The following is a 16,987-nucleotide window of genomic DNA, read 5'->3' as shown; positions in this document are numbered from 1 at the left end:
AACTCCTGATTATTTCGCGGACTGACGGTAAAGCTCAATTAACTCGATAAAGTGGTCGAACAATGGCGCGGCATCGTGAGGACCCGGGCTCGCTTCCGGGTGGCCCTGGAAGCTGAATGCCGGTTTGTCGGTGCGATGAATCCCTTGCAGGGTGCCATCGAACAGCGACTTGTGGGTCACACGCAGATTGGCCGGCATGGACGCTTCATCCACCGCAAAGCCGTGGTTCTGGGCCGTAATCATCACCGTATTGTTGTCGATATCTTTGACCGGATGGTTACCACCGTGGTGACCGAATTTCATCTTCACGGTTTTTGCCCCACTCGCCAGCGCCAGCAGCTGATGGCCTAAGCAAATGCCAAACACCGGAATATCGGTCTCGAGGAATTTCTGAATTGCGTCGATAGCGTAATCGCATGGCGCCGGGTCACCAGGGCCGTTCGACAGGAAGATCCCGTCCGGATTCATCTTCAGCACATCTTCTGCCGACGTTTTTGCCGGGACAACCGTCAGGCGGCAGCCTCTGTCCACCAGCATGCGCAGAATGTTGCGCTTGGCGCCAAAGTCATAGGCGACAACATGGAACGGCAGTTCGTCTTCTTTCTTTGCTTCCGGCAGGTCGCCCGCCAGCGTCCAGCTCCCCTGGGTCCAGCTGTAAGATTCCGTGGTGGTCACTTCTTTGGCAAGATCCATGCCGTTCAGGCCCGGGAAGGCTTTCGCTTTTTCCAGCGCCAGCGCCGCATCCGGGTTATCGCCCGCGATAATGCAACCGTTTTGCGCCCCTTTCTCGCGCAGCAGACGCGTCAGCTTACGGGTATCGATATCGGCAATCGCCACAATGTTATGGCGTTTCAGGTAAGAAGAGAGGTCTTCGGTATTGCGGAAGTTGCTCGCAATCAGCGGCAGGTCACGAATGACAAGGCCTTGCGCATGGACCTGGGAGGATTCTTCATCGGCGGCATTGGTGCCGACATTACCGATATGGGGATAAGTAAGAGTAACGATTTGGCGGGAATAGGAAGGATCAGTGAGGATTTCTTGATAACCGGTCATTGAAGTATTGAAAACGACTTCCCCAACCGCCGAACCTGTTGCCCCTATGGCCCGACCGTGAAACTGGGTTCCGTCTTCCAGAACCAATAGCGCTGACTTAATCAAAACACCCTCCAGAGAATATTCACTCACTTTATTTGCATATTAATGCATTCGCATAGCATGAATCAATGCAAATTTGCTTACCCGTGGATTTCTGGCAAACGGCGGCATTCTGGAGATAAGGCAGGCAAAAGTCAACTTAAAGGCGGTATTTTTTATATTCTTTTGCGACTCAGGATGAAATCAACGGATTTAACAGGCAAAAAGATCAGCTAACCCTGGCAGGAAAACGCTTGCGTGAACAATTATGCGTAGAAAATAGTCTCAGGCTTCGAAAAAGTGGACCACTTGGTCAAAATTTACATTCAGGCAACGTAAAAAAGAGAGAAAAGATAGATTTTTACGCCATTTGTAATGAAAGCAATCTGTAACAGGTAAAATAAAAGGGCAATAAAAATATTGCCCCATGTAATCAATGCATTGAGATTACAATAACCACATCACGAAAGGTAATAATTAACTATAAATTGTTGAGATCAAGGACATCTCGCATATCAAAAAGACCATTTTTCTTTGCACTAACCCAAAGTGCCGATCTCACCGCACCATTGGCAAAAGTCATACGGCTGGACGCTTTGTGGGTGATTTCGACACGTTCGCCGATATCGGCAAACATGGCGGTATGTTCGCCCACAATGTCCCCGGCGCGGACGGTGGCAAAGCCAATTGTTCCCGGCACGCGTTCGCCGGTGTAGCCTTCGCGACTGTAGACGGCGCATTCTTTTAGATCTTTATCCAGCGCATGGGCAATCGCCTCCCCCATCGCCAGCGCGGTGCCTGACGGCGCGTCAACTTTATGGCGGTGGTGAGCTTCAATGATTTCAATGTCGGTATAGTCGCCCATCACCTTCGCCGCCTTTTCCAGCAGCTTAAGCATCACGTTGACACCGACGCTAAAGTTCGCCGCGAAGACAATGCCAATGTCCTGCGCGGCATCGCGAATCGCCTGTTTTCCCGCATCGTCAAAACCGGTGGTGCCAATGACCATCCCTTTGCCATGCTGACGACAAAACGCCAGATGATTCAGCGTGCCTTCCGGACGGGTAAAATCGATGAACACATCGAAATCATCTTTTACTGCCTCAAGGCGACTTTGCACGGTAACGCCGGTTTTCCCGACACCCGCCAGTTCTCCGGCATCGCTGCCCAGCAGTGACGATCCCTCGCGCTCAAGCGCCGCACCAAGCGCAACGCCATCCATCTGCAGCGCTGCCTGAATTAACTGGCGGCCCATACGGCCACCCGCGCCCGCTATCGCGACACGGACCTGTGCATCATGCATAGTTATTCTCTTACGTTAAAATGATGTAAATCGTTTTCAGATTAACCAGCACGTCGTCATGCCGCTAGCCAAAAACGTCGATAATTAGAATTTAATGATAAACAGCGAGAGATATCAGTAAAAGACATGACGATCAGCGAAAACCACATGATTCTCTGACCACCAGTGCCGGAGGCAGAATAATGCGTTTCGCCGGCTCATCGTTCCCCTGAATACGACTGTAAAGTAACTCTCCCGCCTTACGACCAATCTCTTTTGCCGCGACCGACACGGTGGTCAGCGCAGGCTGAACCAACGCCGCTTCGGTAATATCATCGAACCCGACTAATGCAAAGTCGCGCCCGGGTTCACGCCCCATTTTACGTAGCGCCTGCATTACCCCCAATGCCACAATATCCTGATAACACACCGCGGCAGTAATTTGTGGATGTTGCATCAGCAGAGACTCCGCCACTTTCGCGCCATCAATCTGGCTGGCCTGAGTGGCAACGATCCACTGCGGATTCGGTGAAATGCCATATTCCAGTAGTGTGCTGGTAAATCCGCCAATGCGCTGCGCCCGGCTCCCTGAATTCGGGCTGCCGCCGATGAAGGCGATATTTTTGTGCCCCAGTTTAACTAAATGGGTCGTTGCCATTTGCGTCCCGAGAAAATTATCGGTGCCGACAAAATCAAAGTCCGGATCGCTAAGCGGGCGAACCACCATGATAGCGGGAATATTACGCCGTTTAAGCGCTTCAAAGAACGAGGTCGGTGTTTCCCGCGCCGCGCAGAGCACCATACCGCAGGCGTTATTGCGCATCAGAGAATCAACAAACTTTTGCTGGCGCTCGCCGGACTCTTCGCTGTTCGCCAGAAACAACAGCAGATCGTGCCGCTCCATTTCATGACTGAGCCCCGCCGTCATCTCGCCATAAAATGGGTTAGTAATATCATGCAACAAGAGCCCGACCTGATTGCTGCTGCGATTACGCAAATTCGCTGCGGTCTGGTTATAGACATAGCCAGAATCATCCAGCGCTTTAAGTACGCGTTCACGCGTTGCCTGTGAAATACGCCCCCGATTACGCAGTACCATCGACACGGTCGCCGTGGAGACGCCAGCGCGTTCCGCAACCTGCGCCAGGGTAATGGTTGTCATGACTTCTCCTGTTTCTCGCAAAGGTTAATCGAATAACCTCACTAATGTGCCAGTACGTGTGATTCTCATCACGCTGATGAGCTTTTTACCGCCCTGGTTTCTGATTATGGCGGGTTAATCGCGTTAACCACCCTATGAAAATAAGGTTAATCGATTAATCTTTAATTAGCCAACACGGAGAGAGAAAATGCGTACAACCTATAATAAATTCCCTGAGGTTTATGTTCAGGGCTATGACGACGAGGCCTGGCAAGGCTGGGCGTCGGTCCATTCGGTACTTCGCAGCCGGGTTTCTGAATCGCCTAAAACCGTACTGATTATCGATTGTTATCCGGGCGTGCGACTGGATGAGCTGGAGCAACACCTCTTCGCCGCGCTAAACGCCACCGTAGTGATTAATGTTGAATCCGCGCGACGGGATGAGCAGGCGCTGCATGAGTTGTTGGCGCGTAATCTGACCGATGACCGCGTCTTTGGCGTTCTCTCCTGTCACCATCTTGATGAGTTTTTTGATCCCGACAAGCTCAACCGGATGCGTCAACAGATTGAAGCCATCCCCGAAGGTCTCGTGGTGGTATATGGGCCAGGCGCGGCGCTGGCGCATCCCGGCGATGTGTTGGTGTATGCCGATCTGCCGCGCTGGGAAATTCAACAGCGTATGCGTCATGACGGTCTCGGTAACTGGGGCGCAAAAAACCAGAATGAAGATATTCTTCGTCGCTATAAACGCGCCTTTTTTATTGAATGGCGGGTCTTTGACCGGCACAAAACGCCGCTGCTCAAACGCGCTGATTATTTGCTGGATACGACGGTCGCAGGCGCGCCCGCAATGGTCAGCGGCGAAGCGCTACGCGCCGGGTTGCAACAAACCACCACGCAACCGTTTCGCGTCGCCCCCTTCTTTGACCCTGGCGTCTGGGGCGGGCAGTGGATGAAACAACAATTCGATCTCGATCCCTCAGCGCCCAACTACGCGTGGTGTTTTGATTGCGTGCCCGAGGAAAACAGCCTGTTACTGCGTTTTGGTCATGTGCGGATCGAGATCCCCTCTCAGGACCTGGTGCTGACGTATCCCCGCGCCCTGCTTGGCGAGAAAGTTCATGCTCGTTTTGGCGCGGAATTTCCGATTCGTTTTGACTTTCTCGATACCATTGGCGGTCAGAACCTGAGCTTCCAGGTTCATCCGGTTACTGAATACATCCAACAGCAATTTGGTATGCACTATACCCAGGATGAGAGTTACTACATCCTTGAAGCAGAGCCAGATGCGGTGGTCTACCTGGGCACAAAAACCGGGATCGTACCAGGCGAGATGCTGGACGATTTACGCGCGGCGGGACGAGGCGAGAAAGCCTTTGATGACGAGCGGTTTGTCAATCAATTCCCTGCCCGTAAGCACGATCATTTTCTCATCCCTGCCGGAACCGTCCATTGCTCAGGCGCCGGGACAATGGTCCTGGAGATCAGTGCCACGCCGTATATTTTCACCTTCAAACTGTGGGACTGGGGGCGTCTGGGTCTGGACGGATTGCCGCGTCCTGTCCATCTTGACCACGGTCAACAAGTCATTGACTGGCAGCGCGATACACAATGGGTTCAAGACAATCTGATCAACCGTATTGAGCCCATCGCTGAAGGGGACGGCTGGCGGGAAGAAAGAACCGGGATGCACGAACGTGAGTTTATCGAAACCCGCCGTCACTGGTTTACTGCCCCAGTGACACACCATACTCAGGGTGGTGTGAACGTTCTGAACCTGGTCGAAGGTGCGCAAGCCGTGGTCGATAGTCCGAGCGGCGCATTTGCTCCCTTCATCGTTCACTATGCAGAGACCTTTATCATCCCGGCAGCCGTTGGGGAATACCGAATTTCACCTTCAGGCGACAGCGTTGACCAGCCTCTGGCGACGATCAAAGCCTGGGTAAGAGGATAAGCCGATGATCCACATTATTGTTGCCAGTCACGGTCCTCTGGCGGAAGCGCTTCTTACCAGCGGACGCATGGTTTACGGCGAATTACCGCATGTTTACGCCGTGACACTAAGCGAACAGGCCGGTATCGAAGGGTTTAAAACGCGCTTTAGAGAAGTACTGGCACAGGCGGGACAACACGCTGACGGAGTACTGGTGCTCTGCGATATGCAAAGTGGCACGCCGTGGAACGTCGCCTGCCAGCATGCTTTTTCACCACAAACGTTGCCTCCCATCGCCGTTGTGGCAGGAGTGAATCTGCCGATGCTGCTGTTAAGCGAGGAAGTGCTTCCATTCATGGATGTCCATGCCGCAGCCGATACCCTGCTGGCGTTAACTGCCCCCACGTTGACGAAGGCTGCCCCGGTTTTTTCCGTGCAGTCAGATGATTTTTAAAGGAAACCGCTATGAGTATTTCTTTTGTCCGTATCGATGACCGCGTTATTCATGGGCAGCTCGTCACACGTTGGGCCAAAGAGCTGCCCTGCGATGGCATTGTCGCCATTGACGATGCCGTCGCGGCCGATCCCCTGCTCTCCTCGGTGATGAAAGGCGCCGTGCAGGACACCAAAGTCTGGTTGTTTGATACCGCCACCGCGATTGAGAAACTGCCCAAAGTCATCGCCAGTGAGAAACGTTATTTCGTGATTGGCAAATCGCCGGTCACGCTGATGCGCATCGAAGAAGCGGGTATCAGTCTGCACAACGCCAACGGCAAAATTAACGTCGGTCCAATGAGTGCGCGCGCCGACACCACGACAATTGGCCCTAATCAATCAGTCAATGCACAGGAGATCGCCGCCTTTGACTGGCTGACGCAGCGCGGGCATCAGGTTGAATTCCGGCTGGTGCCGGATGCCAGTTGCTACAGCTGGCAGGATGCGCGCCAGAAGCTGAAATAAGGAGCGGACGATGATTATCGAAGCGATGTTGATTGGCATTCTGTGTTATCTCGGCGCCCTCAGCAGCCCCTGGCTGTTGGGACTGACGGGCGGCTGGTATTTAATCACTCGACCGCTGATTTCCGGCACGTTGGTCGGGATTATTCTCGGTGACATGAAAACCGGGATCATGATTGGCGTTGCGGTTCAGGCAGTATATATCGCGATGGTCACGCCCGGCGGCTCAATGCCTGCCGATCTCAACTTTGTGGCTTACCCGGCCATTGCATTGGGGATCCTCTCAGGCAAAGGCCCGGAGGTCGCGGTCGCCTTAGCCGCTACCATCGGGATTGCCGGGACCATCTTATTTAATGCGATGATGGTACTGAACTCTTTCTGGAACCATCGTGCCGATGCGGCACTGGTTCGGGGCGATGAGCGGGGAATTTACCTGAACAGCGCCATCTGGCCTCAGGTGACAAACTTTGTCCTGCGTTTTGTGCCCACCTTTATTGCGGTTTACTTTGGCGCACAGTACATCAGCGGTTTTATGGACAGCCTGCCGAAGATGGTGTTGTCGACAATGAACGTACTGGGCGGCATTCTGCCCGCCGTCGGGATTGCAATTCTGCTCAAGCAGATCATCAAAAATTACACCATGTTGATCTACTTCCTCGTCGGTTTCGTCTGCATCGTCTTTTTAAAACTCAACATGGTCGCGCTGGTGATCGTCGGTTCACTGTTGGCGCTGATCCACTATAACTACAAGCCGGAACCGCCGCAGGCTGCAAACGCGACGTCGGTTACCCGCGATGATGAGGATGAATTCTGATGGAAGAACGTACGCTGACCCGTAAAGATCTTCGCCGCTGCTGGCGGGCCTGGATGATGCATAACTTATCGTCGATGAGTTTTGAACGTCTGGAATCTTTTGGATTTTGTCTGAGCATGTTGCCGGTGGCGAAAAAGCTCTATCCCGATGCCGCACAACGAACCGAAATGTTGCGTCGACACGCCTCGTTCTACAATACCGAACCCCAGATTGGCGCCATTGTGAATGGAATGGCGCTGGGGCTGGAAGAGAAAAAAGCGAACGGAGAGCCGATCGACGGAGAGACGATCAACACCCTTAAGGTGGGTTTAATGGGTCCCATTGCCGGGATCGGTGATTCCATGATCCCTGGGATGTTGATCCCCATCCTGCTCAGTATCGGCATGGCGCTGGCGGCAGGCGGCAATATCCTCGGTCCCTTGTTTTATACCGTCGCCTGGCTTGCGATCATCATTCCCGGCTCATGGTTCTTGTTTCTGAAAGGCTACAAAATGGGCTCCGGCTCGGTAGAAATACTGGTGAGCAGCAAGTCCACTCGTCTGCGCGAAGCCTTATCGCTGTTAGGCGTTTTCGTTATGGGGGGCGTCGCAGCCAGCTACGTGAAGCTTGGAACCGGGATGGAGTTTATTACCAAAGATGGTGTGAATATCCATGTTCAGCAGATGCTGGATGGCATTTTCCCGCAATTGCTGCCGCTGGTCGTCGTTCTCGGTACCTGGTATCTGATGGCAAAACGCGGTGTCTCACCGGTAAAAGCGATGGTTTTACTGCTGATACTGGCCGCGCTTGGCGTCGCAACAGGTCTGTTTGCAGGTTAATCGCGAAAAGACGGAACTACCGGGGCAATGCCCCGGTTTTTCATGGATGGAAGTTCTGCCACAGCCCTGCGCATTTATCCGGGCGAGAGATAAACTGAAAGCGCCCCGGGTCGGATATAAATTGCTGATAGATTGGCGCTGAAGTCAGTGAAAACTCCGTATACTGACGAGGCGTGACGGCCTGCAATCGCCCGGCAATATAGCGCGGGTTGTGCTGCCAGATGACGTGGTCACCCTGTAATAACGGATACCACGCCAGCCCTTTATGCGCCCGCACAGCCTCATATTCAAAACCATATTCCCGATCGCACCACGCGCCAAAGGTTAACGGCTCATTCGGATCGGCGGATATCGTCGCATGTCCCCAACCGGGCGGCACCAGCACTTTTTCACCGGGTCCTGCGATCACCGCAAAGCAGCGACCAGGATCGTCCCCAACATATTCCTGCATGTAGATGATCGCTTTCCCCTGCCAGATCTCATACAACTCTGGCGGAGACCACCCGCTGTGCTGACTCACACGATGCACATGTCCCTGACTACGAATCGGTTCTTCACCCAACCGACCCGCGGCATAGGTCACCACACCGAACAACAGCATGCGTTTTTTTAGCTCCTCGCGATCCTGCAGACGCGCCACGTCCATCGCGATAGCGTATACCTCTTCCGGTCCCTCACACTGCGGATCACGCAGCGAAGCACGAATCTGATCGAGTCGGCGAATTTCCGGCATAGGCCCGGTCACGTCATCCCCATAACTGAACCCAAGCGGATGACGATGCACGGTCATATCCAGACCATAAAGAGAGGCAGAGTCAACCATTCTGCACCTCCCTTACTTGAATCTGCTGATTTTCCTCAAAGACCCTGAGGGTGAACCCCTTCGCCAGCGCCGCATAATCATGTCCGGCGATAGCAGGCCAGACTGCAAGCGCGGAGAGCACCTCATTTCCGGTGTTGATTAAGCGGTGTGCAGTAAAACCTGGGATGATATGAATGGATCCGGCGAAAACGTTTTCCAGTCGCGCCTGCCCGTGCTCATTTTGCAGCAGCAAAAGTCCCTTTCCGCGCAGGCCAAAATAGACTTCGCCCTGTTCACGGCGCGCATGGAAATGCCCGCGGGTCATAAAGTATTCACCGCCGACATGTCCGGGATAAAGATGCGTCACGCCCGTATAGAGTTCGCCTTCCGCCGAAGAAGTCGCCAGCATCTCAACGTCATACACCACGTGTTCGCCCGCCAACTGTTGCCGGGCAGGCTCATCGGCAAAAACCTCAATGAGATCCTGAATGCGGGTTGATTTACGTAACAGCGGCCCTTTTGCCAACGCGCCGCTCGCCCATTCCACCTGCGGTGGCTGGATAAAAGTAAGATTCATATGTGTCTCCGGCCCGAGGAGAACAACAGAATCAGATTAGCAGATTAATCGATTAACCTACCAGTTCCGTCCACAGAGTGCGATGCGCATCACACTCCTTACGGTGCCAGTGCCAGAACTTCTGCCACCCACTGCTGGAACCCTGCAACATTAATTTCCAGAGCGACCTGCACGTTTGCTGGTCTGTTCATCCGCCCTTCAATATCCACCACGGTCGTCCCGGCGGTATAATCCCCCCGGGTTTCAACCGCGACAAAGCACGGCTTGACGGTAAACAGATCCGGACGCACCAGCCAGGCAATCGCGCAGAGATCGTGCATTCGCACGCCGGTGCGCATTGTCCCGCTGCGATAGTGGCTGAACAAGGCATGTAACATCTTTCCAGTGCGATTGAGGGTGGGCAGCGAGGCCAGATAATCCGGCGTCAACATCGCCTGGTTTGTGACATCCAGCCCACACATCACAATCTCAATGCCACTTTCGAATACGCGCGCTGCGGCTTCCGGATCGACGGCGATATTGAATTCAGCGTTAGGGGTGAAATTTCCCCGTCCGGCAGAACCGCCCATGATCACCAGACGGCGGATGTTGAAGGTGCACTCCGGATAGTGCATCAGCAGCAGCGCAATATTCGTCAGCGGACCAATCGCCACCAGCGTGATCGGCTCCGGGGCGCTGATCAGCGCGTCACGAAGGGCGATAAACGCCGGTTTCGCCAGCGGTTGTCGGTCATGCTCGACAAAATCATAGCCTTCCATGCCGGATTCGCCGTGAACATAGGCGGCATCGCGTAGCGGACGTAACAGCGGCGTGGCGGCCCCCTGGGCGAGGGGAATGTCGGCATTCCAGAAATGCAGCAGTTGCAGGGCGTTGCGGGTGGTCTTTTCCACGGAAACATTACCGGCGACCGTAGTCATCAATTGCAGATCGAGCTGAGGGGCAAACAGCGCAGCAGCAATCGCCGCAGCATCATCAATGCCCGGATCGGTGTCGAGAATAATGGGCAGACGCATGATTCCTCCATAAAAAAATACCGGGTATCAGACCCGGCATCTTCGCACAGATTAGCGTGAACTAAATCATTCTACTTCACGAACATCCACACGCAGCTCTTTTGGCACTTCGAAGACAATATTCTCTTCGCGGCCTTCCAGCGGAACCGCTTCGCCGCCGCCGAGTTCCTGCAGGCGGGCAATCACGTTTTGCACCAGAATATCCGGCGCTGACGCGCCTGCAGTCACGCCCACGCATTTCGCCTCTTTCACCCAGGCTTCCTGGATATCGGTCGCATCGTCAATCAGAAATGCCGCTTTCCCCATCCGCTGCGCCAGTTCAGCCAGACGGTTGGAGTTCGATGAGTTTTTTGAGCCCACCACCAGCACAACATCCGCCTGCTCCGCCAGCGCGCGCACCGCTTCCTGACGGTTGGTAGTGGCGTAGCAAATGTCATCTTTACGCGGTCCGACGATTTTCGGGAAGCGCTGACGCAGTGCGTCAATCACGTCTGAGGTATCGTCCACGGAGAGCGTGGTCTGGGTCATAAAGGAGAGCTTGCCTTCGTTTTTCACCTTGAGCGAAAAAACATCTTCCGGCGATTCCACCAGGTACATGCCCCCTGCCGGGTTACTGTACTGCCCCATTGTGCCTTCCACTTCAGGGTGTCCGGCGTGACCAATCAGGATCGACTCTTCGCCACGACGACTGGCGCGCGCCACTTCCATATGCACTTTGGTTACCAGCGGACAGGTCGCATCAAAGACAGTGAGGTCACGGCCTTTCGCTTCGTTGCGCACCGCCTGAGAGACGCCGTGCGCGGAGAAGATCAGGATCGCGCCGTCTGGCACTTCGCTGATCTGCTCGATGAAAATCGCCCCGCGTTCGCGCAGGCTGTCGACCACGTAGCGGTTATGTACCACTTCATGACGAACGTAAATCGGCGCGCCGTAGATGGCCAGCGCGTTTTCAACAATGCTGATAGCGCGGTCTACACCAGCGCAAAAACCGCGCGGGTTGGCCAACAGGATCTGCATGTTACGCCTCCAGTGCCGGATCGACTTCCAGCACTTCAATATCAAAATGAACGGTATGCCCGGCCAGCGGATGGTTAAAATCAACGGTGATGGAGTCACCGTTGATTTCGCGGATCACACCAGGCATCTCACTGCCGTCCATTGCGGTAAAGAGCATAATAGCCCCGATTTCAGGTTCGCCGGCGTCCATAAATTCGCGGCGCGAGAAATACTGAATCAGGTCAGGCGTCGTGATGCCAAACGCGGCATCCGGCTCCAGGGAAAAAGTGGTTTTATCGCCGTCTTTCAGTCCGAGAAGATGTTGCTCCAGTCCTTCAGACAGAGAGCCATCCCCCAGGCGAAAAAGCGCGGGCTTGCCGTTATTACGGGTTGACTCTGCGGTGGAGCCATCATCGAGTTTTAAGGTGAAGTGCACCAGCACCGCACTGTTACTCTGTACTGATTTAGACATGCAGGTTGCTCACTTGTTGTGACTCACCAGTTAGCCCGATGGCGCTTGCACTTATCGGGCCTACAAGGATCGCGCTATTTTATAGGCCGGATAAGGCGATTACGCCACCATCCGGCACTGTATTACGCCTGCTTTTTCGGCAGGAATCCTTCCAGGACAATCATTGCGGCGCCGATACAGATCGCACTATCGGCGAGGTTAAACGTAGCAAAATGCCAGTCCCCAACGTAGAAATCGATCATATCGACCACGAAACCATGCCACAGGCGATCGAACAGGTTCCCCAGCGCGCCGCCAATGATTAGCGCATACGCGATGTTATTCAGCTTTTGCGTCGCGCTGGAGCGATACATCATCACCGCCAGAATGACACAGATACCGATCGCGATACCGGCAAAGAACCAGCGCTGCCAGCCGCCGCTATCGGCGAGGAAGCTAAATGCCGCACCATAGTTACGCGCATAATGCAGATTAAGCGACGGGAACAGCGGCACCGTATCCCCCAGAGCAAAATTCTGGAGGATCAGGTACTTGCTGCCCAAATCGATAATCAGCACGACTACCACCAGCCACAGCCAGCGTAGCCCTGTTGAACAAAGAGGCTTACTCATCAGGCAAACTTACGTTTTTCGCCATCACCGGCGATGTTGCTGACACAGCGTCCGCAAATTTCTGCGTGTTCCGCTACCTTGCCGACATCCGTCGTGTAATGCCAGCAACGCGGGCACTTATCACCTTCGGCTTTACTCAGGGCGATTTTCAGCCCTTTGAGCAGTTCGCTCTGCTGCGCATCTGCAGGAGCCCCGGCATAGTCAGCGACTTTCGCCCCGGAGGTCAACAGGACAAATCGTAATTCATCGCCCAGTGCGGTCAGCTTCGCAGCCAGTTCAGGTTCGGCGTACAGGGTGACTGCCGCTTCCAGAGAACCGCCCACTTTCTTATCCGCACGCGCCTGTTCGATCACTTTGTTCACTTCGCCACGCACTTTCAGCAGCTCGTCCCAGAAGCTATCGTTCATCGCTTCGCTGTCCGCCAGACCAAACAAGCCTTCGTACCACTCACCGGTGAAGACATACTGCTCACGAGAACCCGGCAGGTAGCCCCAGATTTCATCTGCGGTGAAGGACATGATCGGCGCCATCCAGCGTACCAGCGCTTCCGCGATATGGTACAGCGCGGTCTGACAGCTGCGACGCGCCCGGCTTTCCGCTTTCGCGGTGTACTGACGGTCTTTGATGATGTCGAGATAGAACGACCCCATTTCGACGGAGCAGAAACGCATCAGGCGCTGTACCACTTCGTGGAAATCGTAGGCTTCGTACGCTTTCAGAATATCTTCCTGCGCCGCTTTCGCGCAGCCCACCGCCCATCTGTCCAGTACCACCATCTCTTCCGGTTTCACCATGTCTTTAGCCGGATCAAACCCGTTCAGGTTCGCCAGCAGGAAGCGCGCGGTGTTACGGATACGACGATAGCTGTCGGCAGCACGTTTGAGGATCTCATCCGATACCGCCATTTCACCAGTGTAGTCGGTTGATGCCACCCACAGACGCAGAATGTCAGCGCCCAGTTTGTTCATCACATCCTGCGGCGAAACGGTGTTACCGATAGACTTGGACATCTTGCGGCCCTGACCATCGACGGTAAAACCGTGCGTCAGTACCTGGCGATACGGCGCTTTGCCTTTCATCGCGGTGGAGATCATCAGAGACGACATGAACCAACCACGATGCTGGTCGGAGCCTTCCAGATACATATCCGCAGCATGACCGGCGAACTCCGGGCGGACATCCACGACGGAGGAGTGCGTTGAACCAGAGTCAAACCAGACGTCCAGGGTATCCGGCACTTTCACGTACTGATCGGCTTCGTCACCCAGAATGTCTTTCGGGTCGAGATCCCACCAGGCCTGAATACCGTCAACTTCAACGCGTTTTGCCACTTCTTCCATCAGTTCGATGGCGCGCGGGTGCAGCTCTTCAGTGTCCTTGTGAACGAACAGAGACATCGGCACGCCCCAGGTACGCTGACGAGAAATACACCAGTCAGGACGGTTCGCTACCATCGATTCGATACGCGCCTGACCCCAGTCCGGGATCCACTGCACGCCTTTGATCTCTTTCAGAGACTGCTCGCGCAGACCTTTCTGATCCATGCTGATGAACCACTGCGGGGTTGCACGGAAGATGATAGGTGATTTGTGACGCCAGCAGCACGGATAGCTGTGCTGCATTTTCTCAACGTGCAGCAGCGCGCCTTTTTCGGTCAGCAGCGCAACCACAATATCGTTCGCTTTAAAGACGTTCACACCGTCCAGTGTCGGATAAGTACCCGGCAGATAAGCGCCGTCCGGACCTACCGGGTTAGCAACTTCCAGACCGTATTTCTGGCCGATGACATAGTCATCCGGACCATGGCCTGGCGCGGTATGTACCGCGCCAGTACCGGCATCCAGCGTCACGTGATCGCCGAGGATCGCCGGAACGTCGAAGCCCATAAACGGATGGGTAAAGCGCAGCAGTTCAAGCTCCGCCCCTTTTACGGTGGCGAGAACGGTATAATCTGTCGCGCCAATGCGCTGCATCACGCTTTCAACCAGATCTTTTGCCAGGATCACCGCCTGACCGTCGATTTGTACCAGCGCGTAATCAAAGTCCGGCGCCACGGAAATCGCGCGGTTTGCCGGCAGCGTCCACGGTGTGGTGGTCCAGATGACCAACGAGATTGGCCCGTTGACATTCGCCACGCCAAATTTTGCCTTCACCGCGTCCTGATCCGCAGCAACAAAGGCCACGTCGATCGACGGAGAGGTTTTGTCGTAGTATTCCACTTCCGCTTCTGCCAGCGCAGAACGGCAGTCTACGCACCAGTGCACCGGTTTCGCGCCTTTATGCAGATGACCATTACCGATGATTTTGCCCAGCGCGCGGATGATGTTGGCTTCCGTTTTGAAGTCCATCGTCAGATACGGATGCGACCAGTCGCCGAGCACGCCCAGACGGATAAAGTCTTTACGTTGCCCGTCAACCTGAGTTGCAGCGTACTCACGGCACTTCGCACGGAACTCCGCCGCGGTGAATTTTTCGCCCGGCTTGCCGAATTCCTGCTCCACTTTCAGTTCGATCGGCAGACCGTGACAGTCCCAACCCGGAACGTAAGGCGAGTCATATCCCGCGAGTCCTTTGGACTTCACGATAATGTCTTTCAGAATCTTGTTAACCGAGTGACCAATATGAATGCTGCCATTCGCATAAGGAGGGCCATCATGCAGAATGAAGGTTTTTTTGCCTTTTTTGGCCGCACGAATGATGCCGTACAGGTCATCATCAGTCCAACGCGCCAGCATTCCCGGTTCACGCTTGGCGAGATCGCCGCGCATCGGGAACCCTGTTTCCGGCAAATTCAGGGTTGATTTATAGTCACTCATCAGATTCTCGGTTCCGTATTGATTACCCAGGCCTTTAAGCCGGTTTTGATAGCCCAAAAAAATCACGGGCAGTTAATTCATCTCGCGCAATCTGCGCTTTGAGTTCATCCAGCGAAGCAAATCGCTGTTCATTGCGTATTTTTTTACGCAGCACTACATCTATATGGCGACCATAGAGGTCCATTGCAACATCCAGCAGATGCACTTCCAGTTGCTGGCGCACGCCCGAAACCGTCGGACGGGTCCCGATGTTCGCCACGCCGGGCAATGGCTTCTCGCCAAGCCCCATCACTTCAACCGCATAGACCCCTTTTACCGGGGAAACCTGACGACGCAGCGGTAAGTTTGCCGTCGGGAAACCAATGGTGCGCCCGAGTTCATCACCGTGTACAACACGGCCTGAAATGGTAAACGGATGGCCCAGCAGGCTTTCGGCGAGGGCCAGGTTGTCCTGTGCCAGCGCCTGACGCACGGCGGTACTGCTGATACGCACGCCGCCTTCGCAGAAGGTTTGGGTGCTGGTAATATCGAAACCATATTCCACACCCGCCTTCTGTAATAACAAGAAATCGCCTTCGCGACCAGCGCCAAAGCGGAAATCATCTCCCACCGCGAGAAATTGCACCCCAAGACGATTCACCAGCAGTTCGCTGATAAAGGTCTGTGCCGTCAGGGCGGCGAAACGGCGGTCAAAGCGCACGCACAGCACGTAATCGACGCCGCATTGCGCGAGATAACGCAATTTTTCACGCAGGCGGGTCAGCCGCGCAGGGGCTTTGTCTGTCGCAAACAGTTCGAGCGGCTGCGGCTCAAAAATCATCACCATCACCGGTAAGCCACGCCTGCGCCCTTCTTCCTGCAAACCTTGCAGCAGCGCACGATGACCACGATGCACGCCGTCGAAATTACCAATAGTCAGCACACACCCGTGTGGGGCCTGACTGAGATTATGTATGCCGCGTATCAGCTTCATGTCTGGCTCAAAACAGTGAAAATCGCCAAAGTATACCTTGTACGGCGGTCAAGGTTAACCGGCGATTGATGTGGCGAAACAGAAAGCAGATGGATTTCATTACCCTGAGGCAAATACCGACCACAAACTGACAAAGCAATTCAATTTTTATCGCTGAAAAGCTGTATTCACAGACCGCAAGCTGGTAGAATCCTGCGCCATCACTACGTAACGAGTGCCGCTAGATTAACGGCGCTTATTTGCACAAATCCATTGACAAAAGAAGGCTAAAAGGGCATATTCCTCGGCCTTTGAATTGTCCATATAGAACACATTTGGGAGTTGGACCTTGGCTAATATCAAATCAGCTAAGAAGCGCGCCGTTCAGTCTGAAAAGGCTCGTAAGCACAACGCAAGCCGTCGCTCTATGATGCGTACTTTCATCAAGAAAGTATACGCAGCTATCGAAGCTGGCGACAAAGCTACTGCACTGAAAGCATTTAACGAAATGCAACCAATCGTGGACCGTCAGGCTGCTAAAGGTCTGATCCACAAAAACAAAGCTGCACGTCATAAAGCTAACCTGACTGCACAGATCAACAAACTGGCTTAATCGCCTGTTGATTGTTGCTTTGTGAAAAAACCCGCGCAAGCGGGTTTTTTTATGTC

General features: G+C 54.2%; 17 protein-coding genes and 1 pseudogene. 6 read left to right on the top strand and 12 right to left on the bottom strand.

Going from position 1 to position 16,987, the window contains the following annotated elements:
- Nucleotides 1–9 precede the first annotated feature (9 nt).
- The 3 genes from carA to ACQ0PY_RS04540 form a co-directional block, all read right to left on the bottom strand.
- Nucleotides 10–1,158, bottom strand: coding sequence for a glutamine-hydrolyzing carbamoyl-phosphate synthase small subunit (carA, locus tag ACQ0PY_RS04550; RefSeq protein WP_044255590.1), 1,149 nt, complete (start codon nucleotides 1,156–1,158; stop codon nucleotides 10–12).
- Between the two features lie 457 nt (nucleotides 1,159–1,615).
- Nucleotides 1,616–2,437 carry a 4-hydroxy-tetrahydrodipicolinate reductase gene (dapB, locus tag ACQ0PY_RS04545; RefSeq protein ID WP_042997990.1) on the bottom strand — a complete coding sequence of 274 codons (822 nt, stop codon included), beginning with the start codon at nucleotides 2,435–2,437 and terminating at the stop codon, nucleotides 1,616–1,618.
- A gap of 133 nt (nucleotides 2,438–2,570) precedes the next feature.
- Nucleotides 2,571–3,578 (bottom strand): LacI family DNA-binding transcriptional regulator, encoded by a 1,008-nt coding sequence (locus tag ACQ0PY_RS04540; protein ID WP_044267378.1) that lies wholly within the window; start codon nucleotides 3,576–3,578, stop codon nucleotides 2,571–2,573.
- Nucleotides 3,579–3,765: 187 nt separating this feature from the next.
- Between ACQ0PY_RS04540 and ACQ0PY_RS04535 the strand changes: the two genes are divergently transcribed.
- Genes ACQ0PY_RS04535 through ACQ0PY_RS04515 form a run of 5 tightly spaced genes read left to right on the top strand, consistent with a single transcriptional unit; the run spans nucleotide 3,766 to nucleotide 8,079 of the window.
- Complete coding sequence (locus ACQ0PY_RS04535) at nucleotides 3,766–5,511, top strand: class I mannose-6-phosphate isomerase (RefSeq protein WP_044255596.1); 1,746 nt, start codon at nucleotides 3,766–3,768, stop codon at nucleotides 5,509–5,511.
- Between the two features lie 4 nt (nucleotides 5,512–5,515).
- Complete coding sequence (locus ACQ0PY_RS04530; protein ID WP_109739861.1) at nucleotides 5,516–5,944, top strand: PTS sugar transporter subunit IIA; 429 nt, start codon at nucleotides 5,516–5,518, stop codon at nucleotides 5,942–5,944.
- An 11-nt stretch (nucleotides 5,945–5,955) separates the two neighbouring features.
- Complete coding sequence (locus ACQ0PY_RS04525) at nucleotides 5,956–6,450, top strand: PTS sugar transporter subunit IIB (protein WP_042997994.1); 495 nt, start codon at nucleotides 5,956–5,958, stop codon at nucleotides 6,448–6,450.
- A gap of 10 nt (nucleotides 6,451–6,460) precedes the next feature.
- Entirely contained in the window at nucleotides 6,461–7,261 is an 801-nt protein-coding gene (locus tag ACQ0PY_RS04520) for a PTS mannose/fructose/sorbose/N-acetylgalactosamine transporter subunit IIC (protein ID WP_109739860.1), read from the top strand.
- On the top strand, nucleotides 7,261–8,079 hold the full coding sequence (locus ACQ0PY_RS04515; protein WP_042997996.1) for a PTS system mannose/fructose/sorbose family transporter subunit IID: 819 nt from the start codon (nucleotides 7,261–7,263) through the stop codon (nucleotides 8,077–8,079). The genes ACQ0PY_RS04520 and ACQ0PY_RS04515 overlap by 1 nt, the downstream gene beginning before the upstream one ends.
- 40 nt (nucleotides 8,080–8,119) lie before the next feature.
- Here the strand turns inward: ACQ0PY_RS04515 and ACQ0PY_RS04510 are convergent, their stop codons facing one another.
- From ACQ0PY_RS04510 to ACQ0PY_RS04470, 9 genes and pseudogenes are all read right to left on the bottom strand, one after another.
- Nucleotides 8,120–8,902, bottom strand: a complete 783-nt coding sequence (locus ACQ0PY_RS04510; protein WP_042997997.1) for a glucose-6-phosphate isomerase family protein — start codon at nucleotides 8,900–8,902, stop codon at nucleotides 8,120–8,122.
- Nucleotides 8,895–9,458 (bottom strand): glucose-6-phosphate isomerase family protein, encoded by a 564-nt coding sequence (locus ACQ0PY_RS04505; protein WP_042997998.1) that lies wholly within the window; start codon nucleotides 9,456–9,458, stop codon nucleotides 8,895–8,897. The genes ACQ0PY_RS04510 and ACQ0PY_RS04505 overlap by 8 nt, the downstream gene beginning before the upstream one ends.
- A 98-nt stretch (nucleotides 9,459–9,556) precedes the next feature.
- A complete protein-coding gene (gene rihC, locus ACQ0PY_RS04500) occupies nucleotides 9,557–10,471 on the bottom strand; it encodes a ribonucleoside hydrolase RihC (RefSeq protein ID WP_042997999.1) in 915 nt (304 codons plus the stop codon).
- Between the two features lie 66 nt (nucleotides 10,472–10,537).
- On the bottom strand, nucleotides 10,538–11,488 hold the full coding sequence (gene ispH, locus ACQ0PY_RS04495) for a 4-hydroxy-3-methylbut-2-enyl diphosphate reductase (protein WP_042998000.1): 951 nt from the start codon (nucleotides 11,486–11,488) through the stop codon (nucleotides 10,538–10,540).
- A gap of 1 nt (nucleotide 11,489) precedes the next feature.
- Nucleotides 11,490–11,939 (bottom strand): FKBP-type peptidyl-prolyl cis-trans isomerase, encoded by a 450-nt coding sequence (gene fkpB, locus ACQ0PY_RS04490; protein WP_042998001.1) that lies wholly within the window; start codon nucleotides 11,937–11,939, stop codon nucleotides 11,490–11,492.
- Between the two features lie 122 nt (nucleotides 11,940–12,061).
- On the bottom strand, nucleotides 12,062–12,550 hold the full coding sequence (gene lspA / locus ACQ0PY_RS04485) for a signal peptidase II (protein WP_042998002.1): 489 nt from the start codon (nucleotides 12,548–12,550) through the stop codon (nucleotides 12,062–12,064).
- Nucleotides 12,550–15,366 carry an isoleucine--tRNA ligase gene (gene ileS / locus ACQ0PY_RS04480; protein ID WP_043001723.1) on the bottom strand — a complete coding sequence of 939 codons (2,817 nt, stop codon included), beginning with the start codon at nucleotides 15,364–15,366 and terminating at the stop codon, nucleotides 12,550–12,552. Before ileS ends, lspA begins: the two co-directional genes overlap by 1 nt.
- A gap of 34 nt (nucleotides 15,367–15,400) precedes the next feature.
- The gene (ribF, locus tag ACQ0PY_RS04475) at nucleotides 15,401–16,339 is read right to left on the bottom strand and encodes a bifunctional riboflavin kinase/FAD synthetase (RefSeq protein WP_042998003.1); all 939 of its coding nucleotides are present in this window, start codon (nucleotides 16,337–16,339) and stop codon (nucleotides 15,401–15,403) included.
- 7 nt (nucleotides 16,340–16,346) lie between these two features.
- Nucleotides 16,347–16,559, bottom strand: a pseudogene (locus ACQ0PY_RS04470) (DUF2575 domain-containing protein); the annotation flags it as partial.
- Between the two features lie 108 nt (nucleotides 16,560–16,667).
- Here ACQ0PY_RS04470 and rpsT point away from each other — a divergent pair.
- Nucleotides 16,668–16,931 (top strand): 30S ribosomal protein S20, encoded by a 264-nt coding sequence (gene rpsT, locus ACQ0PY_RS04465; RefSeq protein ID WP_003018940.1) that lies wholly within the window; start codon nucleotides 16,668–16,670, stop codon nucleotides 16,929–16,931.
- Nucleotides 16,932–16,987 lie beyond the last annotated feature (56 nt).

This window comes from Citrobacter sp. LST-B2 (assembly GCF_057983045.1).
Note: the sequence above shows the minus strand (reverse complement) of the source record. Positions and strands in the feature narration are given on the sequence as shown.